This is a genomic window from Erythrobacter sp., from assembly GCF_024305245.1.
Lineage (GTDB): Bacteria > Pseudomonadota > Alphaproteobacteria > Sphingomonadales > Sphingomonadaceae > Erythrobacter.
Genome location: NZ_JAMWYX010000009.1, coordinates 13,439 through 30,491, shown reverse-complemented (window position 1 = coordinate 30,491; position 17,053 = coordinate 13,439). Strand labels below are relative to the sequence as shown.

Below are 17,053 nucleotides of genomic sequence, written 5' to 3'. Positions count from 1 at the left end.
TGCCGGAAATGGCGTCAGCGGATTGGCGAACCGAATCCCCTCAGCCGCGCTTCTTGCCCGCCGCCTTCTTTGCCGGAGCGGGCGCTGCCTTCATCGCTGCCAGTTCCGCATCGATCGCACTGGACTGCTGCAAGCCGGCAATTTCGTCATCCAGCGATGCGGGCGAGGGGGCGCCGGCCGGGACATCGGCAAATCCGGCGCGGCGTTCGAGCGCCTCGATCCGGTCGATCCGCCTGTCGATATGGGTTTCGCGCTGGGCGTCCGCCATGCGCCGTTCCGACGTTTCGGGCTGAACAAGGTCGGCGATGCGGGCGCTGATCACGGCGCGCTTGGCCTCGAGCTCGGCGATCACGGCATTGGCGTCCGCGATCTGCGAATCGAGCGCGGCAGCAGCGGCGGTAGCGTCCGCAGCCTTTGCGCGCTCGGCCTCGCGGGTAAGCAAGGCCGCGCGGGCGAGGTCTTCGCGTCCGTGATCGACGGCAATCTTGGCCTTGCCGGTCCAGTCTTCGGCCCCGGCAGCTAACCGTGCGGCGGTATCGTGCAAGCGGGTTTGCTGGCGGCGCGCCTTGGCGGCATCGCCGTGGAGCGCGATCAGCGCTTCCTCGATCTCGGATTGCAGCAGCCGCAGCATCTTGCGCGGCTCGCCCGCCTTGCTGACAAGGCTGTCGACATTGCTCGAAACGATTTGGCGTGCACGAATGGCGATAGTGATCATGATTGCCCCTGACTGGCCTGACCGGTTTGGCGTAGCATGATGGAAGTTAATGATTGAAGACGCAGTGAATAACAAGCCATCGGCCGGTCGCGGCGGGTCACGCTGACGCAACCATTTTCCTACCGGCCTGCGCGGCGATAAGGCGCAGGAATGTGCATCGAACGTCTTGTTCCCCGCTCTCTTGATGTGGTCACGGCGTGCGTGCGCCGAAGCGCCAAATCGGGGGCAGCTTTTCGCTTCCTGGACAGTGTCTCATGTGTCTCCTACTTCGGCAACCCAGCGGCAATGCTGAACGCCGTTCAGGCAGAGCAGCCTTGCATTCCGCCCCCAAACCGCTATGCGCGCGCCTTCGCTGGCCCTCGGGTGCAGCGATTCCGTGCGGGAGCCGCTGCAATGCACAAGCAGAGGCGTTTGACCGCTCAACATGAGCCTCCTTCGACAAGCTCAGGACGGGCGGGTCGAAAGAACGGGGCAATAGTGCGATAGGAGTAAGGCCTCATGGCCAAGAAAATTGAAGGCTATATCAAGTTGCAGGTGCCCGCGGGCTCTGCGACTCCCTCGCCGCCGATCGGCCCGGCACTGGGTCAGCGCGGCGTGAACATCATGGAATTCTGCAAGGCATTCAACGCCTCGACGCAGGAAATGGAAAAGGGCATGCCGATCCCGACCGTGATCACGGTCTATGCGGATCGCTCGTTCACCTTCATCACCAAGACCCCGCCGGCGTCCTACTTCCTCAAGAAGGCGGCTGGCCTGAAGTCGGGTTCGAAGGAGCCCAGCAAGATTTCGGCCGGAACCATCAAGCAGTCGCAGATCAAGGAAATCGCGGAAGCCAAGATGGCCGATCTGAACGCGAACGACATTGATCAGGCGATGAAGATCATCGCAGGCAGCGCCCGTTCGATGGGCCTCGAAGTGGTGGAGGGCTAATCCGATGGTGAAGATTTCGAAGCAGGCCAAGGAAATGGCCAATCTCGATCGCGAGAAGCTCTATTCGGTTGAGGAAGCGCTGGCCACTTTGCGCCAGTTCAAGCGCAAGTTCGACGAAACCGTCGAAGTCGCGATGAACCTCGGCGTCGATCCGCGTCACGCCGATCAGATGGTGCGCGGCATGGTGTCGCTGCCGTCGGGCACCGGCAAGGACGTGCGCGTGGCCGTGTTCGCGCGCGGCGACAACGCTGAAAAGGCGCTGGCTGCCGGGGCTGACAAGGTCGGCGCGGAAGACCTGATGGAAGACATGATGGCGGGCAACCTCGATTACGACCGCGTGATCGCATCGCCCGACATGATGGGTATCGTCGGCCGTCTGGGCAAGACGCTCGGCCCCAAGGGGCTGATGCCGAACCCGAAGCTCGGCACGGTGACCCCGAATGTCGAACAGGCGGTGAAGGATGCCAAGGCCGGCCAGGTCGAATTCCGCGTGGAAAAGCAGGGCATCATCCACTCCGGCATCGGCAAGCTGAGCTTCTCCGATGACGCGCTGATGGCCAACTTCAAGGCGCTGACCGAGGCGGTGGTGAAAGCCAAGCCGAGCGGGTCTAAGGGCAAATATGTCCAGAAGATCTCGCTCACCTCGTCGATGGGCCCGGGCCTCAAGGTCGACCTCGCCGAGGTCGAAGGAGCGTAATCTGTTCGGGAGGCGAGCGCATCCGCGCTCGCCTTTCCTCGCTCATGCTACCTGACGGCAGCATCGCGGCGGGCGGCCGGTTGGCCTTGCGGTCCCTGCGGGATCGAGAGGCGCGTCAGTTGATCGGAGCACTTTCCTACAGCGCCGCTTGCGGCGCATTCAGGGGCCGGATGCCGTGTGCGTCCGGCCCCTTTTGCGTCGGGCGGCGGCGGGGCCGCGACGGGCGGTCTTCGAAGCCGGATCATGCGCGCGCCCTGCCGCGTTGATCAGAGGGAAGGAGTATCCCATGATCAAAGCCGTCATCATCGTCGCCGCGATTGCGATCCTTGTCGCGGTCTATCTCACCGATGCCCGGCTGGCCCCTCCGGTCGGTGCCGCCCTGCTGCTCATCGCCATGCTTTATGGCTGGATCGTCAACCGCCGCGCCAGTCGCGCCAACTTGCGCAAGGCGGAAGAAGCGACCCACCGCCAGCGCGAGGAACGCGCGCACGACACCCGCTAAGGGGCCGTTTGACCCATTGATTTTCCTGAACTGTATCACCATCTTAGGTGACAAGTTCGCGCCACGGCATCCTCTCCCGGCGCGCTCATAAAAAGGATAATCGGATGGGCGCTTCCCCCGACGACGGGTCGTTTCTCGATCCCAAGTGGTTTGTCATCGGTTTCGCCATCGCTGCCTTTGCGCTGATCCTGCATTACGATCTTCGCCTTGGCCTGGCGGCAGGCGCGCTGCTCGGCGTGTTCGCTGCGGTGTGGCTGTATCTGGCGCTGCGGTTCGGACTGCTCGGCGGGGCGTACCCGTCCGAACGGCGGGCGATGCAGGAGCGGTTTCGCAAGCAGATCAGCAATCGTCGGCGTGCGGCCAACCCCGATCGCGATCCGCGCTCAGGCGCGTAAGCCTGCCCGGATCCGCCCGAGCGCACCGGATTTGACCGCCAGCGCCTTGGCCTGCGCCACCCCCGCGTCAAACGCCCCCCGCGACATCAGCAAGGCGCGATTGGCCAGCGTCGGGCGCAGCAGCATCAGGCTGGTGCAGGCCGCGCAGTGGGTGCCGAACATCGCCTTGTGCGCGCCTTCGCCCTCGGTGAAGTCGAACCAGCGGTAACGCTCCTCGGCAAACAGCAGCTCCAGCGCGTCCATCTGCAGCACTGTGCCGGGCGACAGGCGGGCGTGATCGGGATCATAGCCGAGATGGGCATAGACCAGAGTCTCGCCCGCCACGGGTAGCGCAAGATAGGCGATTGCCTGCCCCCTGGCGTGGAGCAGGAAGGCGCGCATCCGGTCATCCTCGGCCGCCTCCAGCATGGCGCGGCGCGCAACAGGGGTGTCGGGCAAACCGGCATCGAGCAACCGGGCCTGGTAGGTGCGCGCGGACAAGGGCAGGGCGGCAGTCAGAAAGCGCTCGATCTCGGCCGGGCTGCGATGGTCGGTGATGGTGTAGCCGCCGGTCTCTTCGGCAAGTTTGCGCGCCTTGCGCCGCAGGGTCGAGCGGGTCTTGCCCGAGAACTGCGCGAGGTAATCGGCAAAGCTCTGCCCCATGTCGATATAGTGGCGGCGATAATCCTGCCGGCCCCCCGCGACAAAGCCCGGGAGGCGAGCGGCGAGTTCGTCTAGTCGTTCGGTCGGGGCCGACAACACGCGCACGCCGTCCGGGCCGGGCAGTGGCGGATCTGGGAGGTCGCGGGCGAGCACCTGTTCGAGGCCGAAGCTCCAGGTGGCAAGGCTGCGCGGGACCACGGCCAATCGGCGCGCACCGATGGTGAAATCAATCCCGACCTGACGCGCCTCTGCCATCGTCCGGCCCTAAAGCGCGCCGTAGAGCGAGTTCGAGACCATCTGCTCGGCCAACCGCATGCCGGTGCGTATCGGACTGGCGGGGAGCGGTTGGCTATTGCCGCCAAGTGCCGGCAGCGGCGGCGGGTCATCGGCGAAGGTGGCGGTCTGAACCCCGCGCATGGTGGCGAGGGCGCGCACCAGCCCGGCAAAGCGGCGGCGGACGATGCGGTTCACCGCCATCCGGCGACGATTGATGAGTTCGAAGGAGTGGCTGACCAGCGTGAAGCTTTCCTGCCCGCCGTCGCGTGCATGGCGGATCGCGGCGAGCATCTCGGCAAGGGTCAGCGCGGTGATCTGGGCGTGGCGCTGCCCGCCGCTCATCGTGCCGATGGTGCCGGCGGGAACCTCGATCACGCCATGATGCAGTACGGGGTCGCGGTCTTCGGGGCCGAGGCTGATCCGGCAATCGCCGCCCGCGAGCGCCGGGCAATGGCTCGAATCATAGGCGAGGCCGATTGCCGCCAGCGCGCGCAAGGTATTGTCATCCGCTCCGTAATTGCCCGCACGGAACGCAACGGGCTCCGGCGCGCCCGCCGCCATCAGCGTCGCGCGGGCGTATTCGAGGATCTGGCATTGTTCCTCGAAGGGAAAATCGGCGATGTTGCGGCCGGTCCGTTTCGACGGCAGCGGATTGGCGCTGCCCGCCAGTCCGAGCCATTCGGTATGGCAATGCAACTGCACGTCCTGCCCGGCAGCGATGAGCGGGCCGACAATATCCTCGATCGCCGCTACGCCCCACACCAGCGCGGGCATGGGATCGACAAAGAACACCGCTTTCTGGCCGTATTCGTTCAGCAGATCGATCTTGTGGGTAATGCCCGCAGCGCCCTGGGGCGTGATGCAGGCGATCGAACGGGCGTAGTTTTCCGCCCGGTCAGCCGGTCCCGGCCCGGTATAGAGCCCCGAGGAATACTCGGTGTCGATAGTGATATAGACGCGGGTCATGGCGCAAAGCCACTAAAGGCAAAGGGTTAAGACCGCGTGATGATGTCTCTTTGGCAGGCGCGAAGGTCAGATTCCGCCGGGCGTTACCGTATGTCCGCTGGCGACCAGCCCGCTGGCAAGGCTGTCGCAACAGCGCCTCAGATCCTCCGCACTGGTGGATCGCACCACGAAATTGGCGCCCACCCGGCCTTCGCGGAAGAACGGGTAGGAGCCGATCTGGCAGGTTTCGTGCGCGATTTCGACCTGCCGGAGCAGATCGGCAATCTCGCTTTCGGCGACCCAGCAGCCGATGGTCTCGGTCAACAGCGGAGCGCCGCCTTCAAGCTGGCCGGTGAGCGCATCGAGCATTCCAGCCGTGATGTGCGGCACGCCCGCCATCAGGAACAGGTTGCCGCGCCGGATGCCGGGCGCGCCCGACATGCGGTTGGGGATCAGCTCCGATCCTTCGGGTACGCGGGCCATCCGCAGGCGGCCTTCGTTAAGCCCGCCCTTGGTCGCGTAGTAGTTTTCCAGCAGCGCCCGTGCTTCGGGGTGGATGACCACCGGAACGCCCAACGCGGCGGCGACGGCGTCTACGGTGATGTCGTCATGCGTGGGGCCGATCCCGCCGGTGGTGAACAGATAGTCGTTGGCGGCCCGCAGTTCGTTGACCGCCGCGACGATCCGCGCCTCGATATCGGGCACGACCCGCACTTCGGCCAGCCGGATGCCCTGCACCTGCAGCCAGCTTGCGACCTGCGCGATGTTCTTGTCCTGCGTGCGGCCGGAGAGGATTTCATCGCCGATCACGACAAGCGCGGCGGTCCAGATCTTTTCGGGAGATGTCATGCAGACGGGTTAGGCGAAGGCGGGCGTAATCAAAAGAGATTCGTCGTTGCGAGGCACACATCCCCCGCAACGACGATCAGCAATCATTCCGCCGCTTCCAGCTGCTCCCCGGTGGTCGCCGCATTGGCCCCGGCGCGGGTGAAGGTCAGGATGCCGTCGGTCAGCGGATCATCCTTCATCTGCTTGCGGTCGATCACATATTCCTGATTGAGCCGCCACGGATAGGACACCGAATTGCGCGGCATGATATGCTTGCCGCGCTGGATATAGCCGCTGGAGAAATCGAACACGTCGTCTTCGGTGATGGCGGCCTCGCCCTCCGGAGTCAGCACCGGGGTGGCGATGGTGGTGCCGGTCTTGCGCATATGTTCGAGCACGCGGCAGACGTAATCCGAATTGATGTCCGCCCGCAGCGTCCAGCTGGCGTTCAAATAGCCGAACACCACCGCAAGATTGGGCAGGTTCGAGAACATGCAGCCCTTGTAATAGAACCGCTGGTTGAACGCGACCGGCTCGCCATCGACATGAATGGCGATCTTCCCGGCGACGGCCAGTTTCAGCCCTGTGGCGGTCACGACGATGTCGGCCGGCAGAAACTCGCCATTGGCAAGCCTTACGCCGCCCTTTTCGAAGCTGGCGATGTGGCCCGTCACGATGTCGGCCTTGCCTGCTTTCATCGCCCGGAACAGGTCTTCATCGGGCACCAGGCACAGCCGCTGTTCCCACGGATTATAGGGCGGGGTGAAGCTGTCCTTGTCGTAATCGGGGCCGAGCGCGGCTTCGATCTTCTTGTAGAGCGCGTCCTTCACCTTCTGCGGATTGTCGCGCGCCAGCTTGAAGCTGAAATCCTGCATCTTGATATTCTTGAACCGCGTGAGCCGGTAGGCCAGCTGTTCGGGCAGCACCTTGCGCAGGAAATTGGCGATCGCGTCCTTGGCCGGGCGCGTGAACATCCACGTCGGCGTGCGCTGGAGCATGGTCACATGCGCCGCCTTTTCGGCCATTGCCGGGACGATCGTCACCGCGGTTGCGCCCGAACCAATCACCACCACCCGCTTGTTCGCGTAGTCGAGATCCTCGGGCCAGAATTGCGGGTGAACCACCTGCCCTTCGAATTCCCCGAGATCGAAGCCCGGATCATAGGCTTCATCGTAATCGTAATAGCCCGAGCCGAGATAGATGAAATTCGCGGTCATGCGGGTGCGCGACCCGTCGGCCAGTTCCATTTCGACATGCCAGCGCGCGTCGGCATGGTGGAAATCGGCGCTGATGACCTTGTGGCCGAAACGGATGTGCTGGCGGATGCCGCGCTCGTCCACGATGCGGTCGAGATAATCGAGGATCGCCGGTGCATCGGCGATCGACTTTTCATGCCGCCACGGCTCGAAATCGAAGCCCAGCGTGTGCATGTCGCTGTCCGAACGGATGCCGGGATAGCGGAACAGATCCCACGTCCCGCCAAGATTGTCGCGCCGCTCGACAATGGCATAGCTATGGTGCGGCGCCTTCAATTCCATGTGCGCGGCCATTCCGATCCCGGAAATTCCGGCACCGACGATCAGCACGTCGAAATCTGGCGGTGTGGCTGGCATGGCCCTCTCTCTCCCTTATTGACAGCGATGTAACCACACCGGCGGGGCAAAAGCGAGTCTTGAATGGCAAACTGCAACTGACTTTGCACCCCAAGCCGACGCGGCCCGCCTTCGGGTGCAGCAAACGTCCGCAAGACTAGTTGGCGCAACTATGCTTCACAAACCGGTGCTGCCACTGGCATGATGCTGCGCTGCAACAAAGTATGTTGCATTTATGCTACTATTCTCGAGAACTTGTCTGCGACTCTTGTTAGGTTGCCGGACCCTGATAGGCTCCCTCCACAAACCCGAGATCGGCGAGAAGTCGGCTGGATTGTGGAGAGAGGATCAACATGACACGCAAGCTTTCAGCTTTTGCTGGTGGCCTTTTGGCCTGCAGCGCGCTTACCACCCCCGCATTTGCCCAGGACGAAGCACCCGAGACCCCGCAGGTCAGGGACGACAACGTCATCATCGTGACCGCCACCCGCCGCGCGCAGGACGTGCAGGACATTCCGTTGGCGGTGACGGCGATCTCGCCGCAGCAGCTCGACAATCAGGGCGTGGTCAATATCCAGCAGATTTCGGCACTTGCCCCCAGCTTCACCAGCTCGCAGGCGCAGCTCGCCTCGGGCTCGGTGGTGTTGCGTGTGCGCGGGATCGGCACCACGTCGAACAATATCGGCTTTGAAAGCGCGGTCGGCATCTTCGTCGACGGTGCCTACCAGTCGCGGCCCGGCGTCGCGCTGAGCGAATTCGTCGATGTCGAGCGGGTCGAAGTGCTGCGCGGACCGCAGGGCACGCTGTTCGGCCGCAACACGTCGGCTGGCGCGCTGACCATCACCAACGTCCGCCCCGATGTCACCGAGTTCGGCGGCTTTGTGAATGCCGGCTACGGCAATTTCGACGAGATCAGCGTGCAGGGCGCGATCAATGCACCGATCGTCAAGGATACGGTGGCCGTGCGCCTCACCGGCGCTTACCGCCAGCGCGACGGTTTCCTGACGGTCGTGGATCGGACCGGTGCCGAGGTCGGCGATACCAATGATGTCGATCAGTGGCTGGTTCGCGGGCAACTCGGCTGGGATACGGACAGTGGCCTGCGCGGACGCATCATCGCCGATTATTCCAAGAGCCAGTCAAGCTGCTGCGGCGCGATTGAATTGTACCAGTCGCCGCTGGTCACCGGCGGTGCCTATGCCGCGGTCGGGCTCGGCGCCAATGGCGGCAACGGTCAGCCGACGGTTTCCACCACACCGCGCGATCAGGGCACCTTCGAACAGGCGCTCGACGACCGCATCGTCTCGGCAAACTTCGCGCCGCGCGCCGATGTCGACAATTACGGCGTCACGGGCGAACTCGAATTCCCGGTCTCTGACAATGCGGACCTGATCTTCATCGGTTCATGGCGCACCTATCAAAGCTTCGAGGCTTACGATTCCGATTTCACCGGGCTCGACATCTTCAACGTCGATGCGCTCGACCTCGAAATCGAGACCTGGACGGCCGAACTTCGCCTGCAGGGCGAAGCGATGGGCGGCGCGCTGAATTACATGGTTGGCGGCTTCTATTCGGACGAACAACTCGACCAGTCGGTCAGCTTTGCGCTGGGTCAGGATTACGGTGAAAACGTCGGCGCGCTGCTGTTTGTGCCGACCGGCGGTGCGCTCGGGCCGAACCCGCTGACAGTGTTCACCGGCGTCGATCCGGCGGGCACCACCAACACCAACCGGTTCCAGCAGTCCGCCAAGAGCTACGCGATCTTCACGCACAATTCGCTCGAGCTTACCGACGGCCTCGAACTGACGCTGGGCGCGCGCTATTCGTGGGAGGAAAAGTCGGGTGGGTTCACCCAGACGGCAAGCAACAATCAGATCTGCCCCGCGACGCTGGGTGCGATCGGAGCCGGCGTGGTTCCGGGTGCGCTGGTGCCTTCCTTCATCGGGCTGGGCTGCTTCGGCTTCACCGCTCCGGCCGATCTACCACAAGCTGCCGTCTTGCCGCTGGTGCGCACGTTCCAGTCTGAATTCGACGACGAGGAACTGATCTACACGATCAACCTCGGCTATGAATTCAGTCCTTCGGTCAATGCCTATGCCAGCTTCACGCACGGCTACAAGGCGGGCGGGATCAACCTGGATACCACCGCTGCGGTGGCGGGGGCCGATCCGACCTTCCTCTCGGAAGAGGTCGACGCTTATGAAATCGGGCTCAAGGCGCAGACGGCAAACGGCAATGCCACGGTCAATATCGCGGCGTTCTATGAAGAGTTCAGCAACTTCCAGGTGCTCGAATTCACCGGAACCGCGTTCGCCACCTTCAACGTGCCCGTGGCAGAAACGCGCGGGGTCGAAATCGAAGGCCGCATCCGGCCCAGTGATGAATTGACCTTCAACCTCGGGGCGACGTTCCTGAAGGCCAGCTATCCCGATGATTGCGCCGGTACGCAAACCTCGGTGCAGGTGCTGGCGCTGTGCGGTAACGATCTGACCAACGCGCCGCACGTGATCGCGCTGATGGGTGGATTGTGGGAGAAGCCGATCAACGATTCGACCGAATTCTTCCTCTCGGGACAAGTTCGTATCGAAGACGATCAGCGCACCTCGACCCAGGCGATCATTCTGCCCGGTGCTGCAGAGATCGCCGCAGCGGGCGGCCTGCAGGAAGCGATCGACACCGCGCCGCCGATCATCGCCGACATTCAGGACGGCAAGGCTTTCGTAAACCTTCGCGCAGGACTTCGCTTTGCTGATGGCGCCTATGCAATCGAAGGCTGGGTGACGAACCTGACCGATGAAGTGGTGCGCGGGGTGACGTTCAACACCACTTTGCGCGGTTCGGGCGCGGCCAACTCGCGTTCGGCCTTTACCCTGCCGCCGCGCCAGTATGGTGTGACTTTGCGCGCCAGGTTCTGACGGCTGTAACCAGTTAGCTCCGAAACGGAGCGGGAGAGGGGGCGGCTCGCGATAAGCGAGCTGCCCTTTGTCTTTTTTGTTTTTCTCACCCGCCTCGGCGGGTGCGTCCTCGGTGCGTTTCCGCCGCTTTGCGTCGGGGCACCTGCGGGCGCGCAGTCGCGCTTGCGACGCCTTCGGCGTCGTTACACCGCGACGTGCAAGGCTTGAGGTGGGCACGAAAAAGGCGGCCCGCTGCGGGGCCGCCTTTCCATTCTTCGAACTGGGCGCTGTAACGGTCGCTTTAGCGACCGCAAGGGCGACCGCCCGCCCGCAGCGGGTCCGTAGCGTAGCGGAGGACGTCTAGCGAGGACGTGCCCGCGGAGGCGGGCACGCAAACAAATCACATACTCCTTGCGATCAGCATCTTCATGATCTCGTTCGATCCGCCGTAAATCCGCGCAATACGGGTGTCGCGGTACATGCGGGCGATGGCGTAATCATTGATATAGCCCGCGCCGCCGTGGAATTGCAGGCACTTGTCTACCACTTCGGACTGCAATTCGGTGACCCAGTATTTCGCCATGCTGGCAGTCGCTACGTCGAGCTTGCCTTCGAGCAGCTTGGCAATGCAATCATTGACGAACACCCGCGCCGCGGTTCCGCGCGCCTTCAGATCGGCCAGCACGAACTGGGTGTTCTGGAAATCCCAGATCGTCTTGCCGAAAGCCTTGCGGTTCTTGACGTATTCGACCGTCACGTCGAGCGCCTTTTCGATCCCCGAAATGGCGTTCATTGCGATCACCAACCGTTCCTGTGGCAGTTCGCCCATCAACTGGTAGAACCCGCGCCCTTCCACGCCGCCGAGCAGATTGTCGGCCGGAATGAACACGTTGTCGAAGAACAGCTCGCTGGTGTCCTGCGCATCGAGCCCGATCTTGTCGAGCTTCTTGCCGCGTGCGAAGCCTTCCGCGCCTTCGGTTTCGAGCAACAGCAGCGAAATGCCCTTCGCACCTTCCGCCGGATCGGTCTTGGCGACGACGATGATGAAATCGGCCAGTTGCCCGTTCGAGATCCACGTTTTCGAGCCGTTGAGGCGGTAGCCGTTGCCGTCCTTCAGCGCGGTGGTCTTGATCGCCTGAAGGTCGGACCCGGCATCCGGCTCGCTCATCGCGATCGCGCTGACGAGGTCGCCGGTGACGAGGCGCGGCAGGTATTTCTGCTTCTGCTCCTCGGTGCCGTGGCGCACCAGATAGGGCAGGATGATGGTGTTGTGGAGCGACGCGCCGAAGCCTTCGACGCCGTGCTTGGCCTGCTGGTCGATCACCACCATGTCATGCCGGAAATCGCCGCCGTGGCCGCCATAGGCTTCGGGAACCGACACGCCGAGCAGACCCGCCGCGCCCGCCTCGCGCCAGAATTCGCGTTCGACCTGCCCGTCATCACGCCATTTGTGAACGCGCTTTTCAGGCGCGTGTTGTTGATAGAACTTGCCGACCGCGTCGGCGAAGATGGCGATTTCTTCTTCTTCCATGAAGGCCGGCTGCGGCACATCGATGACGGGCATTTTGGTTCCTCTCTCTCAGACTACAGAACCGTTCGCGGGGAGCTTGTCGAAGCACTGCCTTCTTCTGCACCATTGGCAGAAGAGCAGGGCAGCCCTTCGACAGGCTCAGGGCAAACGGAGAATTGCGCTATTTGCCAGTCCAGTTGGGCTTGCGCTTTTCAGCAAACGCCGCCGCGCCTTCGCGCGCGTCGTGGCTGACGAACACGGGGCCGATTAATTCGCCCTGCTTGGCGTAGCGGTCTTCCATCGCCCAACCGCGCGATTGCTTCATCACCGCCTTGGACACCTTCACCGCCAGCGGGCCGTTGGCGGCGATCTTCGCGGCAAGCGCCTTGGCTGCATCGAGTGCTGGGCCGTCGGTCACCTCATTGATCATGCCGAGGCTGTAAGCGCGCTCCGCCCCGATGAAATCACCGGTGAGCGCCAGTTCGAGCGCGATCCGTTCGGGGATCTGGTCGGGCAGCATCATCACACCGCCCGCTGCTGCCACCAACCCGCGCTTCACTTCGGGAATGCCGAACTTTGCGTCCTTGTGCGCGACGACCAGATCGCAGGCGATCATCAGCTCAAGCCCGCCGGCCAAGGCATAGCCTTCGGCCGCTGCGATCAGCGGCTTGGCGGGCGGAGCCTGCACCACGCCGCCGAACCCGCGCCCTTCGACGCTGGGGGTTTCGCCGCGCAGAAAGCCTTTCAGATCCATGCCCGAACAGAACGTGCCGCCCGCGCCGGTGATGATGCCGACGCGCAGATCGTCTTCGGCATCCAGCCGGTCCATCGCTGCCGCGATTCCCTCGGCTGCGGCCTTGGTCATGGCGTTCTTGGCTTCGGGGCGGTTGATGGTGACGATCAGGACGCCGTCCTGAACTTCGGTCAAAACTTCTTGTGTGGCGGTTTCGCTCACGGTTCTCTCCCTTGGTGGCTTGGCCCTGACAGCTTGGGCCCTATCGAAATTGGCATTTCGAATTGAAACTCAATTCTTGTGCGAGTGGTGCAGGCGCTTTACGAACGCGTCAACCGCATTTTCAATAGATCGGAGAGGATCACCATGGCAGACGCTTACATCATCGACGCAGTGCGCACCCCGCGCGGGATCGGCAAGCAGGGCAAGGGTGCGCTTGCCGCGCAGCACCCGCAGCACCTCGCCGCGACCGTGATGAAGGCGATCAAGGATCGCAACAATCTCGACACCAAGACCGTCGATGACGTGATCTGGTCGGTCAGCACGCAAGACGGGATGCAGGCGGGCGATCTGGGCCGCATGGCGGCGCTGGATGCAGGCTATGACATCACGTCGTCGGGCACCACGCTCGACAGGTTCTGCGGCGGCGGGATCACCAGCGTGGCGCTGGCAGCCGCGCAGGTGATGAGCGGAATGGAGGATTGCGTCGTCGCCGGCGGCACCGAAATGATGAGCCTCACCGCCGCGATGGCGAAGGACAAGATGCAGGCCGGATTGAAGCCGCCGATGATGGGCAGCTACAACGAACGCCTGCAGGCGGTGCACCCGCAGTCGCACCAGGGCATTTGCGGTGATGCGATCGCCAGCATGGAAGGCTTCACTCGCGCCGAACTGGACGAAGTCGGCTACCGCTCGCAGCAGCGCGCTGCCGAAGCGATGGCCGAAGGGCGCTTCGCCAAGTCGGTGGTGCCGGTCGTAGCGGATGATGGCACCGTGCTGCTCGACCATGACGAATATCCGCGGCCGCAGACGACGATGGAGGATCTGGGCAAGCTGGAACCGGCCTTCACCAAGATTGCCGACGTGCCGCTGGACGCCAATGGCACCACCTTCCGCAAGCTGATCAACCAGAAGTACCCCGATCTGGAGATCGAGCATTTCCATCATGCGGGCAATTCTTCGGGCGTCGTAGACGGCTCAGCCGCCGTGCTGGTGACCAGCAAGGATTACGCCCAGAAGCACGGGCTGAAGCCGCGCGCCCGCATCGTCGCCACCGCCAATATGGGCGATGATCCGACGCTGATGCTGAATGCACCGGTGCCTGCGGCGAAGAAGGTGCTGGCCAAGGCGGGCCTCACCACCGACGACATCGACCTGTTCGAAATCAACGAAGCCTTCGCGGTCGTCGCCGCCAAGTTCGTGCGCGATCTCGGGCTCGATTGGGACAAGGTCAACGTCAATGGCGGCTCGATTGCGCTGGGCCACCCGATTGGCGCAACCGGGTCGATCCTGATCGGCACTGTTGTCGATGAGCTGGAACGGCGCGGCGGGCGTTATGGCCTCGTGACGATGTGCGCGGCGGGCGGGATGGCGCCGGCGATCATCGTCGAGCGGGTCGACGGCTTTGTCGACTGAGGTGCCTGATTCCACTCCGGTGATCATCGGGGTGGGCCAGTATTCGGAGAGGGTGGGCGAGCCTGGCTATGCCGCCCTCTCCTATATGGACCTTGGCGGGCGGGCGCTGGCCGCGGCGATTGCCGATGCCGGAGCGAGCGGAAACGTGGCGGGTGCGATCGATACGCTCGCCGCGATCCGGGCCTTCGAAATGTCGCGCCCGGATCGGGTGCCGCCGTTCGGCGCGCCCAACAATGTGCCGCGCGCCTTGGCGCAGCGCGTCGGCGCGAACCCCAAGCGGGCGATCCTGACCACCACCGGCGGGCAGACCAACCAGCAATTGGTCGGCGAATTCGCGGCGGCCATCGCGGCGGGTGAAAGCCAATGTGCGGTGATCGTCGGTGCCGAAGCGATCTCGACCGTGCTGGCGCTGTCGGCCAAGGGCGAAAAGCCCGACTGGTCGGAGGAGGTCGCAGGGGACTTTGAGGATCAGGGTTTCGGGGTGGAGGAATTGCTGGAGCCTGCGCTGTTCGCCCACGGCGCAAGCGGGGCGATCCCGCTTTATGCGCTGGCGGAAAACGCACGGCGGGCCAAGCTTGGCTTGGGACTGGACGACTACCGCCGCGAAATCGGCACACTATTCGCGCCCTTCACCAAGGTGGCGGCGGCGAACCCGCACTCCGCTGCGCCGGTGGAGCGCAGCGCGGAGGAACTGGCGACGGTTACCGACCGCAACCGCATCGTTGCCGAACCCTATCCGCGCATGACCGTGGCGCGCGATCAGGTGAATCAGGCGGCAGCGATCATCGTCGCCAGCGCAGGATTGGCCCGTGCGCTGGGCGTGCCGGAGGACAAGTGGGTGCACATCCACGCCGTGACCGCCGCCACCGAACTCAAGCTGTCAGAGCGGCCCGATCTTGCGGCCAACCCCGCCTCCATCGCCAGCGTCGATGCGGCGCTGGCGCGGGCGGGGAAGGAGATGGCCGACATGCGCTACATCGATTTCTATTCCTGCTTCGCGATCCCCGTGTTCAATCAGTGCGACCACTTCGGCCTTTCCGCCGACGACCCGCGCGGGCTGACGCTGACTGGCGGCCTTCCGTTCTTCGGCGGGGCGGGGAACAACTACTCGGCCCATGCCATCGCCGAGGCGGTGCATCGGGTGCGGGCCGACCGGGGCAGTTTCGCACTGGTCGGCGCGAATGGCGGGTGGATGAGCAAATATGCCACCGGCATTTACTCCACCACGCCCGCCGACTGGAGCGCCAACGACCGCTTCGCCAAGCTTCCGAAGGCAAGTGACGCCGTTCCTGTCGCCACCGCACCGTTCGATCGAGCCACGGTCGAAACCTACACCATCAACCGTTCGCCAAAGGGTGACGCGGCGATTTTCATCGGGCGCAATCCGGCGGGCGAGCGGGTGTGCGGCAATGCCGACCTCGCTGATCCGGCCACAGCAGCGGCGTTCGAAGGTGGGCAGCCATTCGGAGCGCAGCTGGCGGTGAGCCGCGATGACAGCAAGCGGAACATCGGGCGGGTCGTCTAGCCAGCCCTCCCACCCTTGCGCGAACCGGCGATTTGGGGTATTTGGTTTCAATTGAAACTAACTGCCAGCCAGCGGGGATCACTGTCATGAATGCGCCCACCAAAGACCTGTTCGAAAACCCCGCGGGCCTCGACGGGTTCGAATTCGTCGAGTTCTGCGCACCCGAAAAGGGCGTGCTCGAGCCGGTCTTTCAGGCGATGGGCTTCACTCGCGTGGCACAGCACCGGTCGAAGGACGTGCACCTGTGGCGGCAGGGCGGCATCAACCTTATCGCCAATTACGAACCGCGCAGCGCGGCTTGGTATTTCGCGCGCGAACATGGCGCGTCGGCCTGCGGGATGGCCTTCCGCGTGCGCGATGCGGCCAAGGCCTATGACCACTTGATCGCCCAGGGCGCAGAGCCGGTCGCCAATGATCCCGGGCCGATGGAATTGCGCATTCCCGCGATCCGCGGAATCGGCGGCGCGATCCTCTATCTCGTCGACCGCTATGACGGTGCGGCAAGCGGCAACGGCCTCACCATCTACGACATCGATTTCGAATACCTGCCCGGCGCCGAAAAGCACCCCGAAGGCGCGGGCTTCCACACCATCGATCACCTCACCCACAACGTCTATTCGGGTCGGATGAAGTACTGGGCCGATTACTACGAGACCCTGTTCAACTTCCGCGAGATCCGGTTCTTCGACATCAAGGGCGAATATACCGGCCTGACCTCGAAAGCGCTGACCGCGCCCGACGGCAAGATCCGCATCCCGCTCAACGAGGAAGGTGAAGGCGGCAAGGGCCAGATCGACGAGTTCCTGAAGGCCTTCAACGGCGAAGGCATTCAGCACATCGCGCTGATCTGCGAAGATCTCCCGGCGTGCTGGGACCGCCTCCAGAAGCTTGGCGTTCCCTTCATGACCGCGCCGCCCGCGACCTATTACGAGATGCTCGACGAACGTCTGCCCGGCCACGGCGAGGACGTGAGCAATCTTCAGATGCGCGGTATCCTGCTCGATGGCACCACCGAAGGCGGCAGCCCCCGTCTGCTGCTGCAGATCTTCGCGCAGGCGCAGGTCGGTCCGGTGTTCTTCGAATTCATCCAGCGCAAGGGCGATGACGGCTTTGGCGAGGGCAATTTCAAAGCCCTGTTCGAAAGCCTCGAACGCGACCAGATCATCCGCGGCGTGCTGAATGTCGAGGAACCGGCGGAGTAACTGATTTCGTCATTGCGAGGAGCCGAAGGCGA

15 protein-coding genes are annotated in these 17,053 nt (G+C 63.6%); 8 read left to right on the top strand and 7 right to left on the bottom strand.

What is annotated here, in order from left to right; genetic code table 11:
- Positions 1-40: 40 nt before the first annotated feature.
- Positions 41-715, bottom strand: a complete 675-nt coding sequence (locus Q0L48_RS12505) for a PspA/IM30 family protein (protein WP_296721460.1) — start codon at positions 713-715, stop codon at positions 41-43.
- Between the two features lie 498 nt (positions 716-1,213).
- On the opposite strand from Q0L48_RS12505, the gene rplK reads away from it, so the two are divergent.
- From rplK to Q0L48_RS12485, 4 genes are all read left to right on the top strand, one after another.
- Positions 1,214-1,645 carry a 50S ribosomal protein L11 gene (gene rplK, locus Q0L48_RS12500; RefSeq protein WP_296721459.1) on the top strand — a complete coding sequence of 144 codons (432 nt, stop codon included), beginning with the start codon at positions 1,214-1,216 and terminating at the stop codon, positions 1,643-1,645.
- A gap of 4 nt (positions 1,646-1,649) precedes the next feature.
- Positions 1,650-2,342 carry a 50S ribosomal protein L1 gene (gene rplA, locus Q0L48_RS12495; RefSeq protein ID WP_296721457.1) on the top strand — a complete coding sequence of 231 codons (693 nt, stop codon included), beginning with the start codon at positions 1,650-1,652 and terminating at the stop codon, positions 2,340-2,342.
- Between the two features lie 286 nt (positions 2,343-2,628).
- Positions 2,629-2,844: a hypothetical protein gene (locus Q0L48_RS12490; RefSeq protein ID WP_296721456.1), complete on the top strand. Its 216-nt coding sequence runs from the start codon at positions 2,629-2,631 to the stop codon at positions 2,842-2,844.
- Between the two features lie 104 nt (positions 2,845-2,948).
- Positions 2,949-3,239, top strand: a complete 291-nt coding sequence (locus tag Q0L48_RS12485; protein WP_296721454.1) for a hypothetical protein — start codon at positions 2,949-2,951, stop codon at positions 3,237-3,239.
- Here Q0L48_RS12485 and Q0L48_RS12480 read toward each other — a convergent pair.
- The 4 genes from Q0L48_RS12480 to Q0L48_RS12465 form a co-directional block, all read right to left on the bottom strand.
- Complete coding sequence (locus Q0L48_RS12480; RefSeq protein ID WP_296721452.1) at positions 3,228-4,136, bottom strand: GNAT family N-acetyltransferase; 909 nt, start codon at positions 4,134-4,136, stop codon at positions 3,228-3,230. The two genes, Q0L48_RS12485 and Q0L48_RS12480, sit on opposite strands and share 12 nt — an antisense overlap.
- A gap of 9 nt (positions 4,137-4,145) precedes the next feature.
- Positions 4,146-5,123 (bottom strand): hypothetical protein, encoded by a 978-nt coding sequence (locus Q0L48_RS12475; RefSeq protein WP_296721451.1) that lies wholly within the window; start codon positions 5,121-5,123, stop codon positions 4,146-4,148.
- A gap of 66 nt (positions 5,124-5,189) precedes the next feature.
- A complete protein-coding gene (locus Q0L48_RS12470; protein WP_296721449.1) occupies positions 5,190-5,951 on the bottom strand; it encodes a competence/damage-inducible protein A in 762 nt (253 codons plus the stop codon).
- Between the two features lie 83 nt (positions 5,952-6,034).
- Positions 6,035-7,543 (bottom strand): NAD(P)/FAD-dependent oxidoreductase, encoded by a 1,509-nt coding sequence (locus tag Q0L48_RS12465; protein ID WP_296721448.1) that lies wholly within the window; start codon positions 7,541-7,543, stop codon positions 6,035-6,037.
- A gap of 332 nt (positions 7,544-7,875) precedes the next feature.
- On the opposite strand from Q0L48_RS12465, the gene Q0L48_RS12460 reads away from it, so the two are divergent.
- A complete protein-coding gene (locus Q0L48_RS12460) occupies positions 7,876-10,437 on the top strand; it encodes a TonB-dependent receptor (RefSeq protein WP_296721446.1) in 2,562 nt (853 codons plus the stop codon).
- A 379-nt stretch (positions 10,438-10,816) separates the two neighbouring features.
- Here Q0L48_RS12460 and Q0L48_RS12455 read toward each other — a convergent pair whose 3' ends face one another.
- Both Q0L48_RS12455 and Q0L48_RS12450 read right to left on the bottom strand, forming a co-directional pair.
- The gene (locus Q0L48_RS12455) at positions 10,817-11,980 is read right to left on the bottom strand and encodes an acyl-CoA dehydrogenase family protein (protein WP_296721444.1); all 1,164 of its coding nucleotides are present in this window, start codon (positions 11,978-11,980) and stop codon (positions 10,817-10,819) included.
- 127 nt (positions 11,981-12,107) lie between these two features.
- Positions 12,108-12,881, bottom strand: a complete 774-nt coding sequence (locus Q0L48_RS12450; protein ID WP_296721443.1) for a crotonase/enoyl-CoA hydratase family protein — start codon at positions 12,879-12,881, stop codon at positions 12,108-12,110.
- A 144-nt stretch (positions 12,882-13,025) separates the two neighbouring features.
- Here Q0L48_RS12450 and Q0L48_RS12445 point away from each other — a divergent pair, with 144 nt between their 5' ends.
- The 3 genes from Q0L48_RS12445 to hppD all read left to right on the top strand — a co-directional run bounded on the left by Q0L48_RS12445 (position 13,026) and on the right by hppD (position 17,021).
- Positions 13,026-14,294 carry an acetyl-CoA C-acetyltransferase gene (locus tag Q0L48_RS12445; protein ID WP_296721441.1) on the top strand — a complete coding sequence of 423 codons (1,269 nt, stop codon included), beginning with the start codon at positions 13,026-13,028 and terminating at the stop codon, positions 14,292-14,294.
- Between the two features lies 1 nt (position 14,295).
- Positions 14,296-15,819 carry an acetyl-CoA acetyltransferase gene (locus Q0L48_RS12440; protein WP_296721440.1) on the top strand — a complete coding sequence of 508 codons (1,524 nt, stop codon included), beginning with the start codon at positions 14,296-14,298 and terminating at the stop codon, positions 15,817-15,819.
- Between the two features lie 86 nt (positions 15,820-15,905).
- Positions 15,906-17,021: a 4-hydroxyphenylpyruvate dioxygenase gene (hppD, locus tag Q0L48_RS12435; RefSeq protein ID WP_296721438.1), complete on the top strand. Its 1,116-nt coding sequence runs from the start codon at positions 15,906-15,908 to the stop codon at positions 17,019-17,021.
- Positions 17,022-17,053: the final 32 nt, after the last annotated feature.

Bases quoted from the DNA above. Each gene is read 5' to 3' on its own strand.
- hppD (WP_296721438.1), top strand. From the start codon at position 15,906: ATGAATGCGCCCACCAAAGACCTGTTCGAAAACCCCGCGGGCCTCGAC.
- Q0L48_RS12455 (WP_296721444.1), bottom strand. From the start codon at position 11,980: ATGCCCGTCATCGATGTGCCGCAGCCGGCCTTCATGGAAGAAGAAGAA.
- rplK (WP_296721459.1), top strand. From the start codon at position 1,214: ATGGCCAAGAAAATTGAAGGCTATATCAAGTTGCAGGTGCCCGCGGGC.
- Q0L48_RS12490 (WP_296721456.1), top strand. From the start codon at position 2,629: ATGATCAAAGCCGTCATCATCGTCGCCGCGATTGCGATCCTTGTCGCG.
- Q0L48_RS12465 (WP_296721448.1), bottom strand. From the start codon at position 7,543: ATGCCAGCCACACCGCCAGATTTCGACGTGCTGATCGTCGGTGCCGGA.
- Q0L48_RS12505 (WP_296721460.1), bottom strand. From the start codon at position 715: ATGATCACTATCGCCATTCGTGCACGCCAAATCGTTTCGAGCAATGTC.
- Q0L48_RS12460 (WP_296721446.1), top strand. From the start codon at position 7,876: ATGACACGCAAGCTTTCAGCTTTTGCTGGTGGCCTTTTGGCCTGCAGC.
- Q0L48_RS12485 (WP_296721454.1), top strand. From the start codon at position 2,949: ATGGGCGCTTCCCCCGACGACGGGTCGTTTCTCGATCCCAAGTGGTTT.
- Q0L48_RS12445 (WP_296721441.1), top strand. From the start codon at position 13,026: ATGGCAGACGCTTACATCATCGACGCAGTGCGCACCCCGCGCGGGATC.
- Q0L48_RS12480 (WP_296721452.1), bottom strand. From the start codon at position 4,136: ATGGCAGAGGCGCGTCAGGTCGGGATTGATTTCACCATCGGTGCGCGC.
- Q0L48_RS12470 (WP_296721449.1), bottom strand. From the start codon at position 5,951: ATGACATCTCCCGAAAAGATCTGGACCGCCGCGCTTGTCGTGATCGGC.
- rplA (WP_296721457.1), top strand. From the start codon at position 1,650: ATGGTGAAGATTTCGAAGCAGGCCAAGGAAATGGCCAATCTCGATCGC.
- Q0L48_RS12475 (WP_296721451.1), bottom strand. From the start codon at position 5,123: ATGACCCGCGTCTATATCACTATCGACACCGAGTATTCCTCGGGGCTC.